This window comes from Nocardia puris (genome assembly GCF_036051655.1).
Classification (GTDB): domain Bacteria; phylum Actinomycetota; class Actinomycetes; order Mycobacteriales; family Mycobacteriaceae; genus Nocardia; species Nocardia puris.
On the sequence record NZ_CP107943.1, the window covers coordinates 171,437 to 192,737 of the forward strand.

The 21,301-nt window shown below is 71.2% G+C and carries 5 protein-coding genes; 4 read left to right on the forward strand and 1 reads right to left on the reverse strand.

Going from position 1 to position 21,301, the window contains the following annotated elements; all coding sequences use genetic code 11:
* The first annotated feature begins 69 nt into the window (after positions 1-69).
* The 3 genes from OHB21_RS00730 to OHB21_RS00740 all read left to right on the forward strand — a co-directional run bounded on the left by OHB21_RS00730 (position 70) and on the right by OHB21_RS00740 (position 4,076).
* Entirely contained in the window at positions 70-984 is a 915-nt protein-coding gene (locus OHB21_RS00730) for an ABC transporter ATP-binding protein (RefSeq protein WP_232331732.1), read from the forward strand.
* Positions 981-2,588 (forward strand): polyketide antibiotic transporter, encoded by a 1,608-nt coding sequence (locus OHB21_RS00735; protein ID WP_067508598.1) that lies wholly within the window; start codon positions 981-983, stop codon positions 2,586-2,588. The genes OHB21_RS00730 and OHB21_RS00735 overlap by 4 nt, the downstream gene beginning before the upstream one ends.
* A gap of 330 nt (positions 2,589-2,918) precedes the next feature.
* Positions 2,919-4,076, forward strand: coding sequence for a serine hydrolase domain-containing protein (locus OHB21_RS00740; protein WP_195125719.1), 1,158 nt, complete (start codon positions 2,919-2,921; stop codon positions 4,074-4,076).
* A 206-nt stretch (positions 4,077-4,282) separates the two neighbouring features.
* Here the strand turns inward: OHB21_RS00740 and OHB21_RS00745 are convergent, their stop codons facing one another.
* Positions 4,283-20,758, reverse strand: a complete 16,476-nt coding sequence (locus OHB21_RS00745) for an amino acid adenylation domain-containing protein (RefSeq protein WP_228791182.1) — start codon at positions 20,756-20,758, stop codon at positions 4,283-4,285.
* A 322-nt stretch (positions 20,759-21,080) separates the two neighbouring features.
* Here OHB21_RS00745 and OHB21_RS00750 point away from each other — a divergent pair, with 322 nt between their 5' ends.
* Positions 21,081-21,287 carry a hypothetical protein gene (locus tag OHB21_RS00750; protein ID WP_067508604.1) on the forward strand — a complete coding sequence of 69 codons (207 nt, stop codon included), beginning with the start codon at positions 21,081-21,083 and terminating at the stop codon, positions 21,285-21,287.
* The last annotated feature ends 14 nt before the right edge of the window (positions 21,288-21,301 follow it).

The following is a 21,301-nucleotide window of genomic DNA, read 5'->3' on the forward strand; positions in this document are numbered from 1 at the left end:
GTCCGCTCGGCCGAGCGGACGCGCACCACGCCACCTCGTCCGACGTCACCTTCCATCGAAAGGACCGCCGTGGCCATCGATCCGAGCAAGACCACATCGGCCGACGCCGTCAGCGTCGAGCACGTGAGCAAACGCTTCGGCCGGACTGTCGCGCTGGACGACGTCACCTTCCGGGTGCGACCGGGTGAGGTGTTCGGCTTCCTCGGCCCCAACGGCGCGGGTAAGTCGACCACGCTCCGGGTGGTGCTGGGGCTCATCCGCCCGGACCGAGGCGCGGTCCGTGTGTTCGGCGTGGACGCCGGAGACGTCCGTATGGCGCACCGGCTGCTCGCGTACGTGCCCGCCGATGTCGCGCTGTGGCCGCGGCTCACCGGCGCCGAAACCCTGGAGCTGCTCGCCCGGGTCGGCCCGGATGTCGACGTCCGGTATCGGGACCAGCTGATCGATCGGTTCGCCCTCGACGTGGACAAGCCCGGCCACGCCTACTCCACCGGGAACCGGCAGAAGGTCGCCCTCGTGGCGGCGTTCGCCACCCGCGCGCCGCTGCTGGTGCTGGACGAGCCCACCAGCGGCCTCGACCCGCTGATGGAGCGGGAGTTCCGGCACTGCCTGAGCGAAGCCCGCGACCGCGGTCAGACCGTGTTCCTCAGCTCCCATCAGCTCGCCGAGGTCGAAGCGGTGTGCGACCGCGTCGCGATCCTGCGGAGCGGGCGGCTGGTGGAGATCGCGGGGCTGCCCGAACTGCGTGAACTGCGCCGCACCGTCGTTGAGGTCACCTACCGCGGCAGCGCGCCGCGACTGGCGGACTCGCACGGCGTACAGGACGTGGAACAGCTCGATGAGGACCGGCTGCGGTTCACCCTCCACGGACCACCGGCGCCTATGCTGCGCGCACTCGCCGACACCGAGGTCACCGCCCTGTCGCTGCGTGAACCGGGGCTGGAAGAGATCTTTCTCGGCTACTACGGTCAGGCGCGCCCATGACCGCCTCGGCACGGCTCGGCGATCCGGTTCGGGCGGTGATCGGCGCGTGCATGCGGCAAGTTTGGGTGAGCACGTCGCTGGTCACGGTCGTCGCCGCGGGAATGTCGGCGCTCGTCGCGGCCCAGTATCGAACCACCTTCGCCGAAGCGCTGGATCAGAACTCGATCCGGGCGCTGGCCGACAACCCGGCGATCCGCACCCTGTTCGGCGCACCGCTGGCCCTGGACGACCCCGGCGGGTTCACCGTCTGGCGCACCGGTACGCCACTACTCGTGCTGGTCGCGGTCTGGGCACTGCTCGTAGGCACCAGGATCAGCCGCGGTGAGGAAGCGGCCGGGCGCTGGGAACTGCTGGCCGGTGGCCGGGTACGCCTCACCGATCTCGTCCGCGCGTGTCTGATCACCCTGACCATCGCCGCGTCGGTGATCGCGATCGCCGTCGCCACGGCGCTCGTCGCGGCCGGCACCGACGCCACCGGCGCCCTTATCCATGCGGCCGGGATGTTCGGCACCGCCCTCACTTTCGCCGCGCTCGGACTGCTCGCCGCGCAGCTGTTCGCCGCCCGCACCGCGGCCGTCACCGCCCTCGCCGCCGTCGTGGGCACGAGCTTGCTCGTCCGGATGCTCGCCGACGGGATTCCCGCCGCGGCGTGGGCCGGGTGGCTGTCGCCCTTCGGGCTCCACGCGCTCTCGGCACCCTACGCGGGGAATCGGTACGCACCCGTGGTCCTGCTGATCGTCGCGGGTATCGCGGCCGCGGCCGCGGCCATGTTCATCGCCCGGCGGCGCGATCTCGGCGGCGGCGTGATCGCACTGTCCGGCACCCGGCCGCCCAGGACGCGTCTACTCGGCTCACTCACCGGATTCGCGCTGCGCCGCGCCCTCGCACCCACCACCGCGTGGGCGATCGGGGTCGCAGTGTACTTCGGCCTGGTCGGCGTGCTCATCGCCTCGATCGTGACCTTCCTGGGCGAGAACCCGCGCTTCGCCGAACTCGCCGCCGACGCTGGATTCGCCGGGCTGGACTCAGCCACCGGGCTCGCCGCGGCGATGTTCGGTCTTCTCGCCGTCGCCGTAGGCCTCTACGCGGTCACTCGCGTGGCCGTCCTGGCCGACGACGAGAAGGCGCGCCGCTGGACGACTGTCTACTCGCTGCCTGTGGGCCGTCCGCACGTCGTCGGCGCCGAGCTCCTGGTCACCGCCATCGGCGTCGTCGCGCTTCTGCTGACCGCGGCACTGAGCATGTGGGTGGGGGCAGGAGTGGCCGGGACTTCGCTGACGTCGGGTGACGCGCTCGCCGGCGCACTCAACACCGCCCCGGTCGCCTGGCTCGGACTCGGTGCCGCGACCGCCGCGTACGGCTGGTACCCGAGAGCCGCCGCCGCCGTCGGCGCGCTGCCCGTAGTCGGCGGCTTCCTCTACGACGTCCTCGCTCACAGCATCGACGCGCCCGCCTGGGCGCGGGCGGTCACCCCGTTCGCGCACTTGGCGGCCGTGCCCGACGATGCGCCGGAGTGGATCGCCACCCTGTCCTTGACCGCCGTCGCCGCGGCGCTGACGATCCTCGGGCTGATCGGCCACCACCGTCGCGACCTGCACACCTGATCACCCGCAACAGAATGGCTCGTGGGAGCGGACCATGTCGCGGATCACCGGGACCGGCACGGTGCCGTTCGGTCACATCGGCCGTGGTCGGCAGATCTGCCGCCGGGAGCGACCGAAGGGGTGCGGGTACGGCGGACGGGCCGCTCAGCGCGGGTTTTCCCTGACCGGGGCTACATCTGGCGAATGATCCGGTGTGCGTCTCGCGGGCGATGCCCAGCGGCCGTCCGGCGAATTACCGTTCGGTCGATGGAGACTGCGGGCCCGCGTCCGATATCCCCGCTCGACCGGGCGACCGGGGAGTCTCGTGTTGACGACAGTGGAGAAGAGTTCATGGCATCTATGGCGTTTCGTCGCATCATGCCGCTCATCGCGGTCATCGGCTTGGCAGGCGGGGCGGTGGCCTGTGATGCGAGTCCGGCATCGCCATCTCGCGGGCCGCTGTCGGACACCGCGCGCGCGGCGGTGCGGCAGGTGCTGGACGCCGCGGTAGAAGCCGGAATCCCGGGGGTTCAGATCGTCGTCACACAGCAGGGGCGGGAGTGGAGCACGAGCGCAGGAGTCGGCGACCTCGCCACAGCGGCCCCGTTTCCCGCGGACGCGCACGTACGAATCGGCAGCAACACCAAGGCGTTCGTCGCCGCTGTCGTGCTGCAACTCGTGGCGGAGGGCTCGGTGGAGCTGGATGCACCCATCGCGCGCTATCTGCCCGGCGTCGTCGAGGGCGAGGGTATCGAAGGCGATCGCATCACCGTGCGAAACCTCATGCAACACACCAGCGGTTTGCCGGAGTATCTCGAATTGCCGGAGCTCCAGGGTGATTCGGATGACCTGCTGACCAGATACTTCGATACCGCCGACTTGGTCCGCCGCGCCATGGCCATGCCCGCGCGTTTCCGGCCGGGCGACCGAGCGGAGTACACCAACACCAACTACCTCGTAGTCGGCTTGCTGGTGGAGCGCGTGACCGGCCATACGATCGCCGACGAGGTCGCTCGCCGCATCACCGACCCGCTGGGGTTGCGCGAAACGTACTTCCCCGCCGCCGGTGATACTGGAATCCGCAGCCCGCATCCACAAGGCTACGAACAGGTCGGTGGAAGACCCCTCGACCTGACACATTTCGACCCGTCTTGGGCCGGCAGCGCGGGCGCACTGATCTCCACCGGATCCGAGACCAACCGATTCTTCACCGCCTTGCTGACCGGAAGCCTGGTGGCGCCGAACCAACTCGCCGACATGCGCGCCGACCCTCGCCCGCTGACCAACCGTCCCGGCTACGCGTATGGTCTGGGCTTGTCCCGTCTCCCGGTCCCGTGCGAGCTGGAAGTCTGGGGTCACGGCGGTTCCGTGCCCGGTTTCCGTACCTTCAACGGCGTCACGCCGACCGGCCGCGCGGTCACCGTCATCGCCAATCTGCGCCCCGAGGACCCCGCCATCACCGCCACCGCCCAAAGGGTCTTCGACAGCGCGATCTGCGTAGCCGACTGACGGACGGCAAGGTGACCGTGACGTGACCAGGAGTTCTCGGATATCAGCCGACCGTCACCAGGGCGGGCCGCCGCTTCTCACGCGGGCTCCGGCCGCGCTTCCCGCCGATGTCCGGCGACTGACGCGAGACGCGGCCGGGGCGTCGGCGCGCAGCGCGCGTCGCGGTCACCACGCCGATCCGGCCTCGGCGCGGGCGGACCGGTCGTTCAGCGGTCGTGAATGCCCGCCAGCACTCGGGCGATCCGCTCCAATGCTGTCGGGGAAGTCATCTGCCAGTGGGTGACCGGGAGTGGGTGGTCGTGGATTCGACCGGTCACCGAGGATCGCCACGAATCGGCCGGCGGGTCGGCCGGCGGGTCGGCGGCCGCCGTGAAGAACTGGAGATCGCCGTCGAAGGGACGGGGGCGGTACTCGGCATCGAGGCTCGCCGAGGCGAGCGCGGCAGTGACGATGCGCTCGAGATGGGCGGGGTCCATGGACGCGAACGGTTCCGGCAGACGCCGGGAGACGACTCGCGCGACCGTCGCCGGAATGCTTTCGGCGCCAGGGTCATCCGACGGTCCCACGTCGGCGGCTTCCAGATCGGAGCAGGCGCCCCCGTGAGTGCGCCGGAGATCCCAGAGGGACACATCGCGGACGGGGGAGCCGGGGACGCCGACTCCCGCCAGACCACCCAGGAGGTCCGCGAGCGTTACCCCGGTGGCGGTGTAGTCGCCGACGTGACGCAGGCGGCTGTCGAGCATGGCCAGTAGGGCGACCTGTTCGCCCTCGTCCTGGAGCTGAACCGCCATCGCGTGGGCGAGTACGCCGCCGAGGGACCAGCCCAGCAGGTGGTACGGACCGTGCGGCTGCACGGTGCGGAGGTGGTCGACGTAGACGCGCGCCCAGTCCTCGATCGAATCCGGCAGGGGCGCTTCCGATCCCAGCGCCGGGGATTGGAGTCCGTAGATCGGGCGGTCCAGGTGGGCGGCGAGACCCGCGAACGACCAGGCGATCCCGCCGATCGGGTGGACGCAGAACAGCGGTTCGCCGGTGGCGGACGGGCGTAGGGGCAGCAGGATGTCGAATGCCGAGTCCGGTGCTGTCGAGCGGCATTCGGCCGCGATGGCCGCCGGAGTGGGCGCGGTGAAGATCCGGGAGACCGGAACCCGTTCGGCGACAACATCACTCAACCGAGCGGCGAGCGTGGTTGCGAGCAGTGACGTGCCGCCCAGCTCGAAGAAGTTGTCGTCCAGGCCGATCCGATCCACCCGCAGCACGTCCGCGAAGGCCGCGCATACCGCGATCTCCAGCGCGGTGCCGGGAGCGCGGTAGGCGCGGGTGGCCAGAGGCGGCGTGGGCAACGCGGCACGGTCGAGCTTGCCGACGGAGTTCAACGGGAGTTCGTCGAGCACGACGATCGCGGCGGGCACCATATGGGAGGGCAGACTGCGGGCCGCCCAGGTGAGCAGCTCATCGCCCTCGAGCGCGCGACCGGGAGCGGGCACCACATAGGACACCAGAACCGTTGCACCCGCTTGATTCTCGCGTCCGACGGTTACGGCCACCGCGACGTCCGGGTGGTCGAACAGCACGGCGTCGACCTCGCCGAGCTCGATGCGGAACCCGCGGATCTTCACCTGGAAGTCGGCGCGACCGCGATACTCCAACTCGCCCTCGGCATTCCAGACCACCATGTCGCCGGTGCGATACATCCGCGCGCCGGATTCGAACGGGTTCGCGACGAACCGCTCGGCCGTGAGGTCGGGCCTGCCGAAGTAGCCGCGCGCCAATTGCGCACCGGCCGCGTACAACTCGCCGGGAACGCCGGGCAGCACCGGGCGCAGGCGGGCATCCAGCACGTAGACCTGGCTGTTCCACACCGGCGTCCCGATCGGAAGGTTGCCGGGGAACCGCACGCGATGGCTGGTGATCGACACGGCCGCCTCGGTGGGACCGTACACGTTGTACAGCGCGGCGTCGGGCGCGACGCGGGCGACTCGCTCCGCGAGCACCGGCGGCAGCGCCTCGCCGATCGCGAGGATGCGTCGCAGCGACTTCGGGAGCGCGCCCGCTGTCAGGGCGTCCAGCATGGACGGCACGGCGTGCAGGGTGGTGACGTCCTCGCGCGCCATCAGCTCGTTCAGATACTCGGGGTCCCGGTGGCCGTCCGGCGCGGCGAGCACCACCCGTCCGCCGCACACCGCCGCCGACCAGAACTCCCAGACCGACAGGTCGAAGGTCGCCGCCGTCTTCAACAGCACGGCGTCGTCAGCGGTCATGCCGAATTCGGCTGTCTTCCAGCGCAACTGGTTGACAATCGCCTCGTGCGTAACGGCGACGCCCTTCGGGCGGCCGGTCGAACCGGACGTGAAGATCACGTAGGCCGTGTGTGCCTGCCGCAGCGGCACGAGCCGGTCGGCGTCGGTGACCGGGCCGGCGTCCACCGCCGCGAGATGCAGCCGGTCGAGGCGCACGACGGGGACCCGCGCGGTGGTGAACGCGGCGTCGGCGTCGGTGAGCACGCAGATCGGCTCGGCCGTCTCGAGGATGTGGTCGTGGCGCAGCGCGGGCTGGTCGGGGTCGATCGGCACGTACGCGCCGCCCGCTTTGCTCACCGCGTACATGGCGATCACCAGGTCCGCGGAGCGCCGCAGCGCGAGCGCGACTCGCGATTCGGCGCGGACGCCCGTGGCGATCAGGTAGCGCGCCAGGCGATTCACCCGCGCGTCCAGATCGGCGTAGGCGGTCGCGGTGCCGTCGGCCGCCACCAGCGCGATCGCGTCGGGTGTCGCGGCGACCGTCGCGTCCAGCAGGGCGACCAGGGTGGCGGCGGGGACCGGGTGCGCGGTGCGGTTGCGATCGGTGAGGATCAGGGCGCGCTCGCGCGGGGTGAGGAGGTCGATGTCACCCACGCGCACGCGCGGTCGGCCCGCGACGATCTCCAGCAGCCTGGTGAATCGATCGGCGAACTCTCGCACGGTCGACTCGTCGAAAAGTGCTGTCGCGTAGGTTATGTGGCCCGTGATGCCCATCGCGCGCCCCTGCTCGTCGTAGCCGTCGGCCACGATCACGTGCAGATCGAACTGCGAGAGTCGTCGATCGATCTCCCACGGGGAGACGGTCAGGCCGGGCAGCGTCATCGGCGCGAGGGCGAGGTTCTGGAACGACAGGCCCACCTGGAACAGCGGGTGCCGCGCGGTGGAACGCGCCGGGTTGAGCACTTCCACCAGGCGCTCGAACGGGATGTCGGCGTGGGCGAAGGCGCGCAGGTCGGAATCGCGTTGGCGGGACAGGAGTTCGGTGAAATCGGCGTCGTGATCCACGTGAGTGCGGAAGACCAGGGTGTTGACGAACATACCGATCAGGTCGTCCAGCACGGCGTCACCGCGACCCGCGACGGGGGTGCCGACCGCGATGTCGTCGGTGCCGGACAGTTCCGCGAGCAACACCGCGAGGGCGGTGTGCACGACCATGAACAGCGTAGCGCCGTGCGCCCGGGCGAGATCCGAGAGCGCGGCGTGTGTGGCGGCGTCGACGCGCAGCGGCACCTGCCCGCCCGCGAAGGACTGCACCGCCGGACGCGGGCGATCCCTGGGCAGTTCCAGCTGATCGGGCAGCCCGGCGAGGGCGTCCCGCCAGTACGCGAGCTGAGCGGCAGCGGCGGAATCGGGATCGTTCTCGTCGCCGAGGACCACGCGCTGCCACAGGGTGTAGTCGGCGTACTGCACCGGCAGCGGAGACCACGCCGGTGCGCGCCCTTGGGTCCGCGCCAGATAGGCGGTGGCCAGATCGCGGACGAGCGGGCCGCCGGAGAAGCCGTCGGCGCTGATGTGGTGTACCACCAGCGCGAGCACGTACTCGCCGTCGGTCACACCGAACAGCACGGCGCGCAACGGGACCGCGTCCGTGACGTCGAAGGTGGTCGAAACAACCTCGGCCACCGCCGATTCCACGTTCTCAGCTTGTGCTACTTCGAGCGTCGGCACGTCGCGGTGCTCGATCGGCAGCACGACCTGCACCGGCCCGTCCGCACGCTGCGGATACACGGTGCGCAGGATCTCGTGGCGGGTCACGAGATCGGTGAAGGCGGCGCGCATCGCGTCCACGTCCAGATCGCCGGTGAGCCGGAGGGCGACGGGGATGGTGTAGGCCGTCGAGGTGGTGTCGAACCGGTTGAGGAACCACATCCGCTGCTGCGCGGGCGAGAGCGGAATGTCTTGCGGCCGTGGGCCCGCGACGAGTGCCGGGCGGTTCTCGGCTCCTGGTGCGGCCGCGAGTTCGCGGGCACAGGCGGCCACGGTGGGCGCGGTGAACAGGACGCGCACCGGGACGCGGGTGTCGAGCGCGGCGCCGAGCCGGGCGGTGACGCGGGTGGCCAGCAGCGAATTGCCGCCGAGGTCGAAGAAGTTGTCGTCGGCGCCGACGCGCTCGACGCCCAGCACCTCGGCGAAGACCTCGGCCACCAGGTGTTCGGCGGTGGACGAGGGTTCCCGATAGGCGCGCGCCGCGAATTCCGGTGCGGGCAGGGCCTTTCGGTCGAGTTTGCCCACCGGAGTCAGCGGGAGCGCGTCGAGGACGACGATCGCGGACGGAACCATGTGCGCCGGAAGTGCGCGCGCCGCCCATTCGGTGAGCACGTCGGCGTTCAGATCGGAGCCGGTCACATAGGAGACGAGTGCCGTTGCCCCGCTGGCATTCTCACGCCCGATGGTGACGGCGATGTCGACACCGGGATGCGCGACGAGGACGGCGTCGATCTCGCCGAGTTCGATGCGGTAACCGCGGATCTTGACCTGGAAGTCCGTGCGGCCCAGGTATTCCAACTCCGGTCCGGCGGGCGTCTCGAGCCACCGGACCAGATCGCCCGTGCGATACATGCGCTCGCCAGGCCTCCCCCAGGCGTCGGCGACGAAGCGCTCCGCGCTGAGAACCGAGCGCGCGTGGTAGCCGCGGGCCAGCGCGGGACCGGAGAGGTACAGCTCGCCGGTGACGCCGACCGGCACGGGGTGCAGGCGGCTGTCGAGCACGGTCGCGCGCAGGCCGGGCACCGGGCGGCCGATCGTGATCCGTTGCCCCACGGTCAGAGTCGTGTAGGTCGCGCCGACCGTGGTCTCGGTGGGGCCGTATCCGTTGACGAATCGGCGGCCGGGCGCCCACTTCTCGAGGAGTTCGGGGGTGGTGGCCTCGCCGCCGGCGGAGACGACTTCCAGGTGGTCGAGGTGCGCGGGGTCGAGGGTGCCGAGCAGCGTCGGCGTGATGATCGTGTGGGTCACCCGCTCCGTGCGGAGGAGGTCGTGCAGTTCCGCACCGCCGACGATATCGGGGTCCGCGACGACCACGGTGGCCCCGGCGTGGAACGCGGTGACCAGCTCTTCGACGGACTGATCGAAGCCCGGCGAGCACACGTGCAGCATGCGGTGGTGCTCGCGCAGCCCGAGTAGGCCGGTGGAATGTGCGACGAGGGAGGACAATCCGGCATGAGTGACGGTCACGCCCTTGGGGAGTCCCGTCGAGCCGGATGTGTAGATCACGTAGGCGGCGTGCGAGATACGCAGTGGTGCGAGGCGATCCGCGTCGGTGATCGGCTCGTCCGAACGGGTAGCGCACACGTCGGTCAGGGCGGGATCGTCGAGCGTCAGCCAGGTGACCGCGCCGGACAGGCCGGGCGCGTGCTCGGCGACGGTGAGCCCGAGCGCCGCGCCGGAGTCCTCGACCAGGTAGCGCACCCGTTCGGCGGGGTGGGACGGGTCGATCGGCAGGTACGCCGCGCCGGTCTTGGCGACCGCCCATATCGCGACGATCATCTCGTACGAGCGGCGCAGGGCCAGTGCGACCACGGTTTCGGGACCGGCGCCGCGCGCGATCAGGACGCGGGCCAGTCGCGAGGACCGGGCGTCGAGCTCACCGTAGGCGTATTCGCGACCGGCGGCGCGCACCGCTGTGCGGGCGCGTCCGAATTCCACACCGTGGCAGAGCAATTCCGGCAGCGTCGCGGCGGGCGGTGGTGTGCCGCCGTTCTGCCGGGTCAGCTGTTCGTGCTCGTCGCCGACGAGGACCGGCAGGTCTCCGACGGGAGTCTCCGGGTTCTCCACCACCGCGCCGAGCAGGCGCAGGAAGCGGCGCACGAGAAGATCGGCACCCGCGTCGTCGAAAATGTCACGCGAGAAGGACATCTCGCCGTGCCCCGCTTCCGGCAGCGCCATCGCCAGATCGGCGGCCGCGTCGGGCGGTATCCGGTACGAGAGCGACACCTGGAACAACGGATGCCCGCCTGGTGCCCGTGTCGCCCCCGCCAGGTCGACCAGATCCTCGAACGGGATGTCCGCGTGCGCGACGGCGTCGAATTCCGTGCGGTGCGCCTCGCCGAGATGATCGAGGAAGCCCGCCGCGCGATCCACCTTGCTGCGCAACACCAGTTCGGCGTGCACCCCGCCCGGCACGGGCGTGCCGATCGCCAGATCGTCGGAGCCGGTCAGCCGTGCCAGCAGCACCGCGAGCGCGGTGCGCGCGACCGCGAATCGGGTGACGCCCGCGCGGTCGGCCAGCGAGTGGACTCCATCGCGGATCGTTTCCGGGACGGTGAATTCCAGGCGACCGCGAGGCGTGTTCTGTCGAATGTGCTGATGCTCGACCGGCTCCGGGTATACGACGTGGCCATCGACTCGGCCCGAGATTCCCGACAGGTCGAGGCGTTCCGGTAACCCTGCCAACGCCGTGCGCCAGTAGCGCGACCGCGTGAGCGGATCGCCCGCGTCGGTGGTTTGCAGCAGCGCGATCTCCGCCGCGGCCCGGTCGGCGTCCGCGACGAGGTCGCCGAGCACGCGCCGCAGGCGGGCGGCCACGGCGCGCGCGGCCTCCTCGGACACCAGGTCGCGGCGGTACTTCACCTGCACCACCAGCGTCTCGTTCAGGAACACGAGCACGGTGATCGGGTAGTGCGTGTGGTCCGAACCGCGCAGGTCGTCGATGCGCAGGCCGTCGAGCGCGCCGCTCGCGTGCCGCAGCCCTTCCTCGTCCACCGGGTAGGACTCGAAAACCAGCATGGTGTCGAACAATTCGCCCAGGCCGGTCACGCGCTGGATGGCGTCCAGGCCCAGGTGGTGGTGGTCGAGCAGTGACGCCTGCTCGACTTGCAGCTCGTCCACCAGGTCGCGGGCGGTCTTGTCCGGTGCGAACCGCACGCGCACCGGGATGGCGTCCACGAACAGGCCGATCATGTCGCCGACGCCGTCGAGCTGGGCGGGCCTGCCGGAGATGGTGGCGCCGAACACCACGTCGTCGCGCCCGGTCGCCCCCGCCAGGACCAGGCCCCAAGCCGCCTGCACGACGGTATTCGGGGTGACCTCGGCGGCGGACGCGTAGGTGGTCAGCGCCGAGGTCTCGGTGTCGCTCAGCGCGAATTCGCAGAGGCCGAAACCGTCGCCGGTGGGCGCGGGCCAGGTGAGTTCCGGACCGAGCAAGGTCGGGCTCACGTCGCTGAGCACCGTCAACCAGGCCGCCCGCGCCGCCTCCCGGTCCTGGCGGGCGAGCCAGCGCAGGTAGTCGCGGTAGGGCCGCACGGCGGGCAGCGGCACGGTGTCGCCGCCGGTGGCGTACAGGACCAGCAGCTCCTTCATGAGCAGCGGCATGGACCAGCCGTCGAGCAGGATGTGATGACCGGTCAGCACCAGGTGCGCGCAGCCGGGACCGGTGGTGTACAGCGTGAATCGCAGCAGGGGGGCCACAGCTGGGTCGAAGCCGCGCCGCTGTTCGGCGACGAGCAGACCGGGCAGCTCGGCCTCCTCGACCTCGCCGACCACGCGCCACGGCACCGCCACGCGGTCCGCGATCACCTGCACCTGGCTGCCGTCGGCGGCGGTCACGAACGCGGCGCGCAGATTGGCGTGCCGGTCGAGGATGGTCTGCGCGGCCCGGCGCAATCGGTCGACATCGAGGTCGCCGCGCAGGCGCGCCGCGAGCTGGATGACGTAGGCGTCGACGGAACCGTCCAGCAGTTCCATGAGAACCCGCAGCGAGCCCTGGAGCGGCGAGAGCGGGAGCACATCGGCCAGCTCGCCGTACACCCGCCGCCAGCCGTCCAGCTCGGTCTGACCGGTCCGCACCAACGGCACGTCCGACGGGGTGAGACCGCCCGCCTCCGGGTGGTCCAAGTGGGCGGCGAGCGCGGCGAGGGCTGCGGTCCACTCGTCGGCCAGCTCGCGGACGTCGGCCTCGGCCAGCAGGTCGCCCGCGTACCGGAAACTCGCGTCCAGCACGGTGCCCGCGTCGGTGTCGGCCGCGAGGGCGTTGATGTCGACGACCGTGGACAGCGGCATCGTGCGGGCGTACTCGATCTCGAACTCGCCCAATTCGGCTGTCGGCAGCCAACTTCCGTCGCCGACCTCGCCGGTGGAGGTGCGGCCCAGGTAGTTGAAGCCGATCTGACCGATGTCGCCCGCGAGCGCGTCGGCCGCGGCGGGGTGCAGAGCGCGCAGCATGCCGAAGCCGATGCCCTTGTCCGGCACGGCGATCAACTGTTCCTTGACCGATCGCAGAATCGCGGCGAGCGCGGCGTCGTCGGCGTCCACAGGGAAGGGAGACAGATCGAGCGAGACGGGGTACACGCTGGTGAACCAGCCGACGGTGCGCGTGAGATCGGCGCCGGGAACGACCGTTTCTTCCCGCCCGTGACCTTCCAGGCGAAGCCGCGTGACCGGGGTGTCGAGGCCGCGCCGCGCCCGCCACTTCCGCACCGCCAGGGCGAGCGCCGCCAGCAGGCCGTCGTGCACACCGCCGCGATAGCGAGCGGGCAGCGCCCTCAGCAGCGCCTCGCTCACCCCGGCGGGAACGCGGACGGTGAACGACCGGACCGTCGCCTCGGTGTCCACGGCGCCGTCGAGCGCGCGAGGGCCGAACAGCGGATCAGGTGTCGCCAATATCCTTTGCCAGTAGTCGATTTCGTCGGCACGCGCCGGTGCCGCGTCGACCAGGGCGTGCGCCCAGCGCCGCAGGGACGTGCCGACCTCGGGGAGCGAAATCCGCTGCCCCGCAGCGTGTTGTGCCCACGCCGTCACGAGATCGGGGATCACGATCCGCCAGGACACGCCGTCGATCGCGTAGTGGTGCGCCGCAATCGCGAGCACGTCGCGGCCGCCGGGTCTGCGCACCCAGGCGCAGGCGATCATGCGACCGGCTGCGGGGTCGAGGGTGGACAGCGCGGAATCCATTGCCGCGCCGCCGATATCGGAGGACACTTCTCGGGCCCACGCACCCGGCTCCTGCACAGCATCCACGTCCCCGACCCCGATCGGTGCCGGTGTCGTCGAGTCGCCACGAGCAGCGCGCGGTGGAGCGGACGGGACCTCGAGCTCCGAAACCAGTGCGTCCACATCGACCGCACCGACAGGCTGAACCTCGAACCGCCACCGCCCGTCCTCATTCGACACCCGCGCACGCAGGGCGGCGTGGCGATCGACCACCGCACCGAGCGTGGCGACCAGGCCCGCCCGGTCGATGCCCTCGGGCAGGGCCAGAACCATCGTCTGGGCGAAACGGTTGTGCACGCCGGTGGCGAGGGATTCGGCGAGGATCGGCGTGAGCGGGACGTCACCGACGCCGCCGCCGGGCAGTTCCGCCAGCACCGTGGCCGCCGTACCGGTCGCGCCCGCGACCCGGGCGAGCGCGGCGACGGTGCGCTGCTCGAACACATCACGCGCGGTGAAGATCAGACCCGCCGCTTTGGCTCGCGACACCAGCTGGATGGACAGGATGCTGTCGCCGCCGATCGCGAAGAACGAATCGTCCACCCCCACCTCGGGCAGGCCGAGCACCTTGGCGAACAGTTCGACCAGCCGAGCCTCGACCGGGTTCAGCGGCGCACGCGACGAGGTCGTCTCGAAGACCGGCTCCGGCAACGCTTTTCGATCAACCTTGCCGTTGGTGGTCAGCGGCAGCGCGGCCAGCACAACGACCGCCGCAGGCACCATGTGCGCGGGTAGCACGGCGGCGGCGTGCTCGGTGAGCGCGGCGGTCTCCACGGTCCGGCCCGGTGTGGCGACCACGTACGACACCAGCGCCGTCGCACCGGAAGTCGTCGCGCGGGCCACGGTTACGGCGGTGGCGACATCGGCGTGCGCGGTGAGCACGGCATCGATCTCCCCGAGTTCGACGCGGAATCCCCGCACCTTCACCTGCTCGTCGCCGCGACCGACGTACTCGAGCGCGCGCCGGCCCGGCGCCGCCGAGCGCCAGCGGACGATATCGCCGGTGCGGTACATCCGCGCACCCGGCGCGCCCCAGGGGTCGGCGACGAACCGCTGCGCGGTCAGGCCGGAGCGGTGCCGGTAGCCGCGCGCCAGCCCACCGCCCGCCAGATACAACTCGCCCGCGACACCCGGCGGCACCGGCTTCAGCCGCGCGTCGAGCACCAGCGCCGACATGCCGCGCACCGGTTCACCCACCGTGATCGGCTGTCCGGCAACGAGTTCGGCGTAGGAGGAGATGATCGTGGTCTCGGTGGGCCCGTAACCGTTGAGGTAGCGGCGGCCGGGCTGCCAGGCCGCGAGCAGGTCCGGCGTGGTGACATCGCCACCCACCGACAGCACTTCGAGCGCGTCGAGCCCGGCGGGGTCGACGGTGCCGAGCACGGCCGGGGTGATGATCGCGTGCGTGACGGCCTCCGCGCGCAGCAGCTCGCCGAGTTCCGCGCCACCCGCCACCTGCGGCGGCACCACCACCAACGTCGCGCCGGAGGCCAACGCGCACAACCACTCCAGCACCGAGGGATCGAAACTCGGCGCGCAGATGTGCAGCATCCGGTGCTCGGCAGTGATCCCGTAGCGGCGTACCGCCTCGTCCAGCAGACCGCCCAGGCCGGCGTGGGTGACCGTCACGCCCTTGGGCACACCGGTCGATCCGGAGGTGTAAATGACGTAGGCCGGGTTCGACATACGCAGCGGCGCACGGCGATCCGCGTCGGTGACGGGAGCGTCCGAGTAGGCGGCGCAGGCCTGGTCGGTGGCCGGATCGTCCAGCACCAGCCAGTCGATATCGCGCGGCAGGCGGTCGGCGTACTCGGCGACGGTGATGCCCAGCGCCGCACCCGAGTCGATCACCATGTGCCGCAGGCGATCCGCAGGGTAGCCGGGGTCGAGCGGAATATGCGCGCCGCCGGCCTTGGCGACAGCGACTACCGAAGCCACCATGTCGTAGGAGCGGGGCAACGCCACGGCGACCAGCCGCTCCGGACCGATACCGCGATCGATCAGCAGGCGCGCCACTCGCGAAGTGACCGAGTCGAGTTCGCCGTAGGTGACCGACCGGTCGAGGTATCTCACGGCGACGCGGTCGCGGCCGAAGGCGACACCTCGGACCAGGAGATCCGGCAGCAGGCCCGTGGCCATCACGTCGTCCGGGGCGACCGAGGTGAGTTCGGCGAACTCGATATCGGCCAGCAGGGGCAGGTCGCCGAGAGGCGTCCGAGGGGCCGCGACGGCCGCGCCGAGCAGACGCAGGAAGCGCTGGGCGAACACCGCCACGGTGCTCGCCTCGAACAGGTCGCGGTCGTAGGTGAGCCGCGCGGCGACACCGGATTCGGTCTCGCGGACGTGCAGGGACAGGTCGAACGCGCTCGCCGCCAACGGGATTCGCTCCCCGGACGACACCATGACCCGCGCCAGAGGGTGACGGGGGCCGTGCGGCTCGTGGCCGAGCAGCCGCAGCACCTCGGCGAGCGGCAGGTCGGCGTTCGCGAAGGCTTGCCGGACAACCTCGTCCGCACGCGCGAGCAAATCGGCCATCGAAACATCACCGCGCACATCGGTGCGCAGGATCAGGCTGTCCTCGGCGTCCGACGTCTCCGGGCCGGGGGCGAGCGCGGCGATCGCGATGTCCCCGGCCCCGGATAGTCGCGCCAGCAGCGCGGCGAATGCCGCGTACGCGACGGTGAAGACGGTGGTGTCGTGGGAGCGCGCCAGTTGTTCGAGTGCGTGATCGACGGGGAAGTCGAAGGAGCCCGTGGACGCCGACATCGGCGAAATCTGGTGATCTACCGGAAGATTCAGCTCGACGGGCAGGCCGTCGAGCACCGAGCGCCAGTATCGGGTCCGGCTCAGCACATCCCCGCGCCGGTCCAGCGCGGCGTCCACTTCGGCGGGCGTGCGCTCGGGCGCGGCGACCACCTCGCCCAGCACCGCCCGCAGTCGGTCGGCCAGCGCTCGCGCGGCTTCCTCGGTGACGAGGTCGCGGCGATGCTGGAGCCTGACCCGCAGCTCGCCGCCGAGCTCGACCTGCACCGCCACCGGATAGTGCGTGACGTTCACGCCGTGCAGATCGGCGATCTCCAGACCGTCGATGGACCCGTACGCCTGGCGCAGTCCCTCGGCGTCCACCGGATAGGACTCGTAGGCCACCAGGGAGTCGAACAGCTCCCCCGCCCCCGCGATCCGCTGGATCTCCGCCAACCCGATCTGGTGCCGATCCAGCAGCGAAACCTGTTCCGCTTGCAGCGCTTTCAGCAGCTCGCCGACGGGCGACGCGGCGTCGAAGCGGACTCGCACCGGCAGGGTGTTGGCGAACAGGCCCACCATGTCGTCCACGCCGTCCACCTGCGGCGGCCTGCCCGACACCACGGCGCCGAACACCACATCGTCCCGACCGGCGCCGGACGCCAGCACCAGGCCCCACGCCGCCTGCACGACGGTGTTGACCGTGATTTCGTGCGCCGAGGCGAACGCGACCAGCGCGGCCGTCTCCTCCGCCGACAGATCCGCCGCGCATTCCCCGTGCCCCTCCCCCGGCACGGAAGGTCGCGGCACTACCTCGGTCAACCGGAACGGATGCAGACCCTCGAGCGCGGTGCGCCACGCCTCCCTGGCACCGTCACGGTCGTAGCTGGCCAGCCACGCGAGGTAGTCCCGGTACGGCCGCACCGGGGCGAGCAGCGTCGAATCCCCGTCCGCCGCATAGGCGATCAGGAGTTCCTTCATCAGCAACGGCATGGACCAGCCGTCCAGCAGCAGGTGGTGCGCGGTGAGCACCAGGTGCATCCGGCCGGACTCGGCGCGGTACACCGTGAACCGCAGCAGCGGTGCGACGGCGGGGTCGAATCCCGTAACGGCCTCCGCCGCAAGCAGTTCCGTGGGTTCGGTGTCGGCCGCCTCGGTCACCCGCCACGGCACCGGCAGCCCCTCGGCGACGATCTGGACCGGCACGCCCTCGGCCGTCGCGCCGAACGCCGACCGCAGCGCGGCGTGCCGATCCAGCACCGCCTGCGCCGAACGGCGCAACCGGTCCAGATCCACCACACCCGACAGTTCCACTGCCAGTTGCAGCAGGTACGGGTCGCGATCGTCCGAAACCTGGGTCAGGAACAGCAATCCGCCCTGCAACGGCGCGAGCGGCAGCACGTCGGACAGGCCGGGGCGCTCCCGCTCCCAGATGTCGATTTCGGCCTGGGTGACCCGGACCAGCGGAACGTCCGACGGCGTCAGACCACCCGCGGCGGGATCGTGCGCGTGCTCCGCCAGCACCGTCAACGCGGCGATCCACGACTCCGCCAGCTCGCGCACGGCGGCCTCGTCGAGCAGGGCCGAGGCGTAGGAGAACGAGGCGGTCAGGCGCGGGCCGTCGGCCGAATCACCTACGATCGCATTGATATCCACCACCGCCGCGGCGGGCATGTCCGCGTCCGGAGCGGGTGCGGGATCGCCCCATTCGGCGGTCGGCAACCAGCTGCCGTCCGACAGCGCCTCGGGCACCTCGCCGGAGGAGACGCGGCCCAGGTAGTTGAAGCCGATCTGGCCGAGCGATCCCTCCAGCGCAGCGGCACCCAAGTGGCGCAGGATGCCGAAACCGATGCCCTTGTCCGGCACGGCATTCAGCTGTTCCTTGACCGACTTCAGCAGCGCCGCCGTGGCCGCGCCACCGTGCCACGCGGCCTGTGCGTCGAGACCGGACAGGTCGAGCGCCACGGGGTACATGCTGGTGAACCAGCCGACCGTGCGCGTGAGATCGGCTCCGGGGACGGCGCTTTCCTCACGCCCGTGCCCTTCCAACCGCACGCGGGTAGCGGGTGCGTCGACACCACGTGCAGCGCGCCACGTGCGCACCGCGAGGGCGAGCGCGGCGAGCAGTCCGTCGTTCGCACCGGCCCGGTAGCGGTTCGGCAGTTCGGTCAGCACGGCGTGCGTGGCCTCGGGCGGCAACGTCACCGTGACGGTACGCACCGTGGCCGCGGTGTCCACCGACGGATCCGGTTCGCGTACACCGAGTATCGGGTCGGCGACCGCGAGAACATCACGCCAGTAAGGCAATTCGTCCGTGCGGTCGCTCGCCGCCTCGGCCAGGCCGTGCGCCCAGCGGCGGAAGGACGTGCCGACGGCGGGCAGCGCGATCGGTTGCCCCGCCGAGTGCTGCGCCCACGCCAGCACGAGGTCCGAGATCAGCACCCGCCACGAAACACCGTCGATCACATAGTGATGCGCCGCGACCAGCAAAGCGTCGGGTCCGTCCGGCCGGGACAACCACGTGAATGCCACCATGCGCCCGGTGGCCGGATCGAGCCGGTCGACCGCGGAATCCATGGCGGCCTCGGCAATCTGGGCCGCCTCCGCACCGGGCGCCACGTCGACACGCTCGAGCAGGGATTCCGCCGACACCGCAGGCAGCGCCTCCAGCTCCCACCGCTCCCCCGTGGACCGCAGCCGGGCGCGCAGCATGTCGTGATGGTTCAGCACCGCGTCGAGCACCGCCACCACGTCCGCCCGCGCCGCATCCGGCGGCAGCGCGAGCACCATGTGCTGGGTGAAGCGCGGGAACGCACGACCGCCCGACACGTGCGCGAGCACCGCCGGAGTCGCGGGCATGACGCCCACGCCGCCGCCCGGCAGTTCCGCGAGCACCGTCGCCTGCCCGGCGCCGACCACCGCGACGCGCGCGAGGCCGGCGACCGTCCGCTGCTCGAACACGTCCTGCGGGGTGAACGCGAGACCGGCCGCCCTGGCCCGCGACACCAGCTGAATGGACAGGATGCTGTCGCCACCCGCGGCGAAGAACGAATCCTCCGCGCCGACCCGCCGCACGCCCAGCACCTCGGCGAACAACTCCGCGATCCGCGTCTCTACCGGCCCCGACGGTGCGCGCGAGGCCGCCACCTCGAACACCGGCTCCGGCAGCGCCCTCCGGTCCAGTTTTCCGTTGGCGGTCAAGGGAATAGCGTCGATCGGCACGATCATCGACGGCACCATGTGTCCGGGCAGCGTGGCGCCCACGAAGGCGGTGAGCTCGTCGGCGTCCACGTCCGTGCTGGTCAGCACGTACGACACCAGCACCGTCGCCCCCGAGGGCGCGACCTTGCCCAGCGTCGCGGCGTAGTCGACGGCGGGGTGCGCCGTGAGAGCGGCATCGATCTCGCCGAGTTCCACGCGGAAGCCGCGGATCTTCACCTGGAAGTCGGACCGTCCCAGATACTCGAGCGCGCCGTCGTCGGCGCGACGGCGCACCAGATCGCCGGTCCGGTACATGCGCGCGCCCTCGTCGCCGGCGAACGGGCTCGCCACGAACCGCTCGGCGGTGAGTCCGGCGCGCCCGAGGTAGCCCTGGGCGAGCGCGGGACCGAACAAGTACAGCTCACCGGTCACATCGGCGGGGACCGGGCGCAGCCGCGAGTCCAGCACCACCGCGCCGACCCCGGGCAGCGCGGAGCCGATGGTGATCGGCTCGCCCGGCCGCAGTTCGGAGGTGCCGGTGGCCAGGATGGTGGCCTCGGTGGGGCCGTAGCCGTTGAAGAAGGCGCGTCCGTCGCGCGCCCACCGGTCCACGAGGCCGGGGCCGAACGCGTCACCCGCGACCACCACGACGCGCAGGTCGTCCAGCCCCGCCGGCTCCACCGACTCCAGCGCGGCGGGCGTGATCAGCACGTGCGTGAGGCGCTCGCGGCGGATCAGCTCGGCCAGCTCCGGACCGCCGAAGACGGTCGGCGGCGAGACGACCAGCGTGGCGCCCGACCCGAACGCCAGCAACATCTCCAGCACGGACACGTCGAAGTTCGGCGAGCACACATGCAGCACACGCGCGCTCTCGTCCACCGCGTACCGCTCACGCTGGGCCGTGACGAGCGCGGCCAGGCCGGTGTGGGTGACGACGACGCCCTTGGGCCGCCCGGTCGAACCGGAGGTGTAGATGACGTAGGCGGGGTGCCGCTCGTGCAGGGCACGCACACGGTCGACGTAGGACACCGGATGCGCGGGCTGGGCGGCGACCGCGGCGGCGAACGTCGGATCGTCCAGGGCCAGCCATTCGAGACCGGCGCCGAGGCGCTCACGGTGTTCGACGGCGGTGAGCCCGAGCACCGCGCCCGAGTCCTCGACGAGGTAGGCGATGCGATCCGGCGGCAGCGTCGGATCGACGGGGACATAGGCGGCGCCGGTCTTGGCCACGGCCCACACCACCAGCACCGATTCGGCGGAACGGGTCAATCCGGCGGCCACCACGTCGCCGGGGCCGACGCCGCGCTCGATCAGAGCGCGCGCCAGTCGCGAGGAGGCCGCGTCGAGCTCCCGGTAGGTGAGGGTACGCCGGTCGGCCGGATCCCCGGACGGGTCATAGCTGATCGCAACCCGGTCGGCGGCCGAATCGACCGCGGCTGTCAGCAGCTGACCGAACTGCGGCGCGGCCGATCTGCGGCGCCCACGACCTCGAACGGCGCGACGAACCCCATCCATCCGAGCACTGCATCCTTCACATATCGAGTTCGGCCGTTGGCCCATATCAGACCACAGGTCGGGCAATCGCGCCGTTTCAGTGTGCGTGCCCCGAGGCGTGGCCCACATCGGTACCGATGGTCACGCATATCCCCCATCGCAACCTGGTGGCGAATTCCCGGATCGGCCCCGGCGTGACCCAGACGGTCGGCGCGAGGCGCCGGGGACGCGTCAGTAACGAATCGCTACCGCGCCGACGACATCGAGACAGGGTTCGAGGACGGGAACGCCGCGCGCGATCCGCGCGGAGTGGCGGTCCTCGAGTGAGCGCCGGAGGACCGAGATGAACGTACTGATCGAGATGCAGACCCTGTGCCTGACACGCCCGTCCAGCGGGGCCGACGCGGACTCGCTGGCCCGCTGGTACGCGGCGAAGGCGCGGCTGCACGAGCACCTGGCGGGCGAGGGCGGACCCGACAGCGGACGGGAGCGCGAGCTGGCCGCCTCGGCCCGGCGACACGCGCAGCGGCTGGCCGGGGCAAAGGTGTAGCGAACGGGGTTATC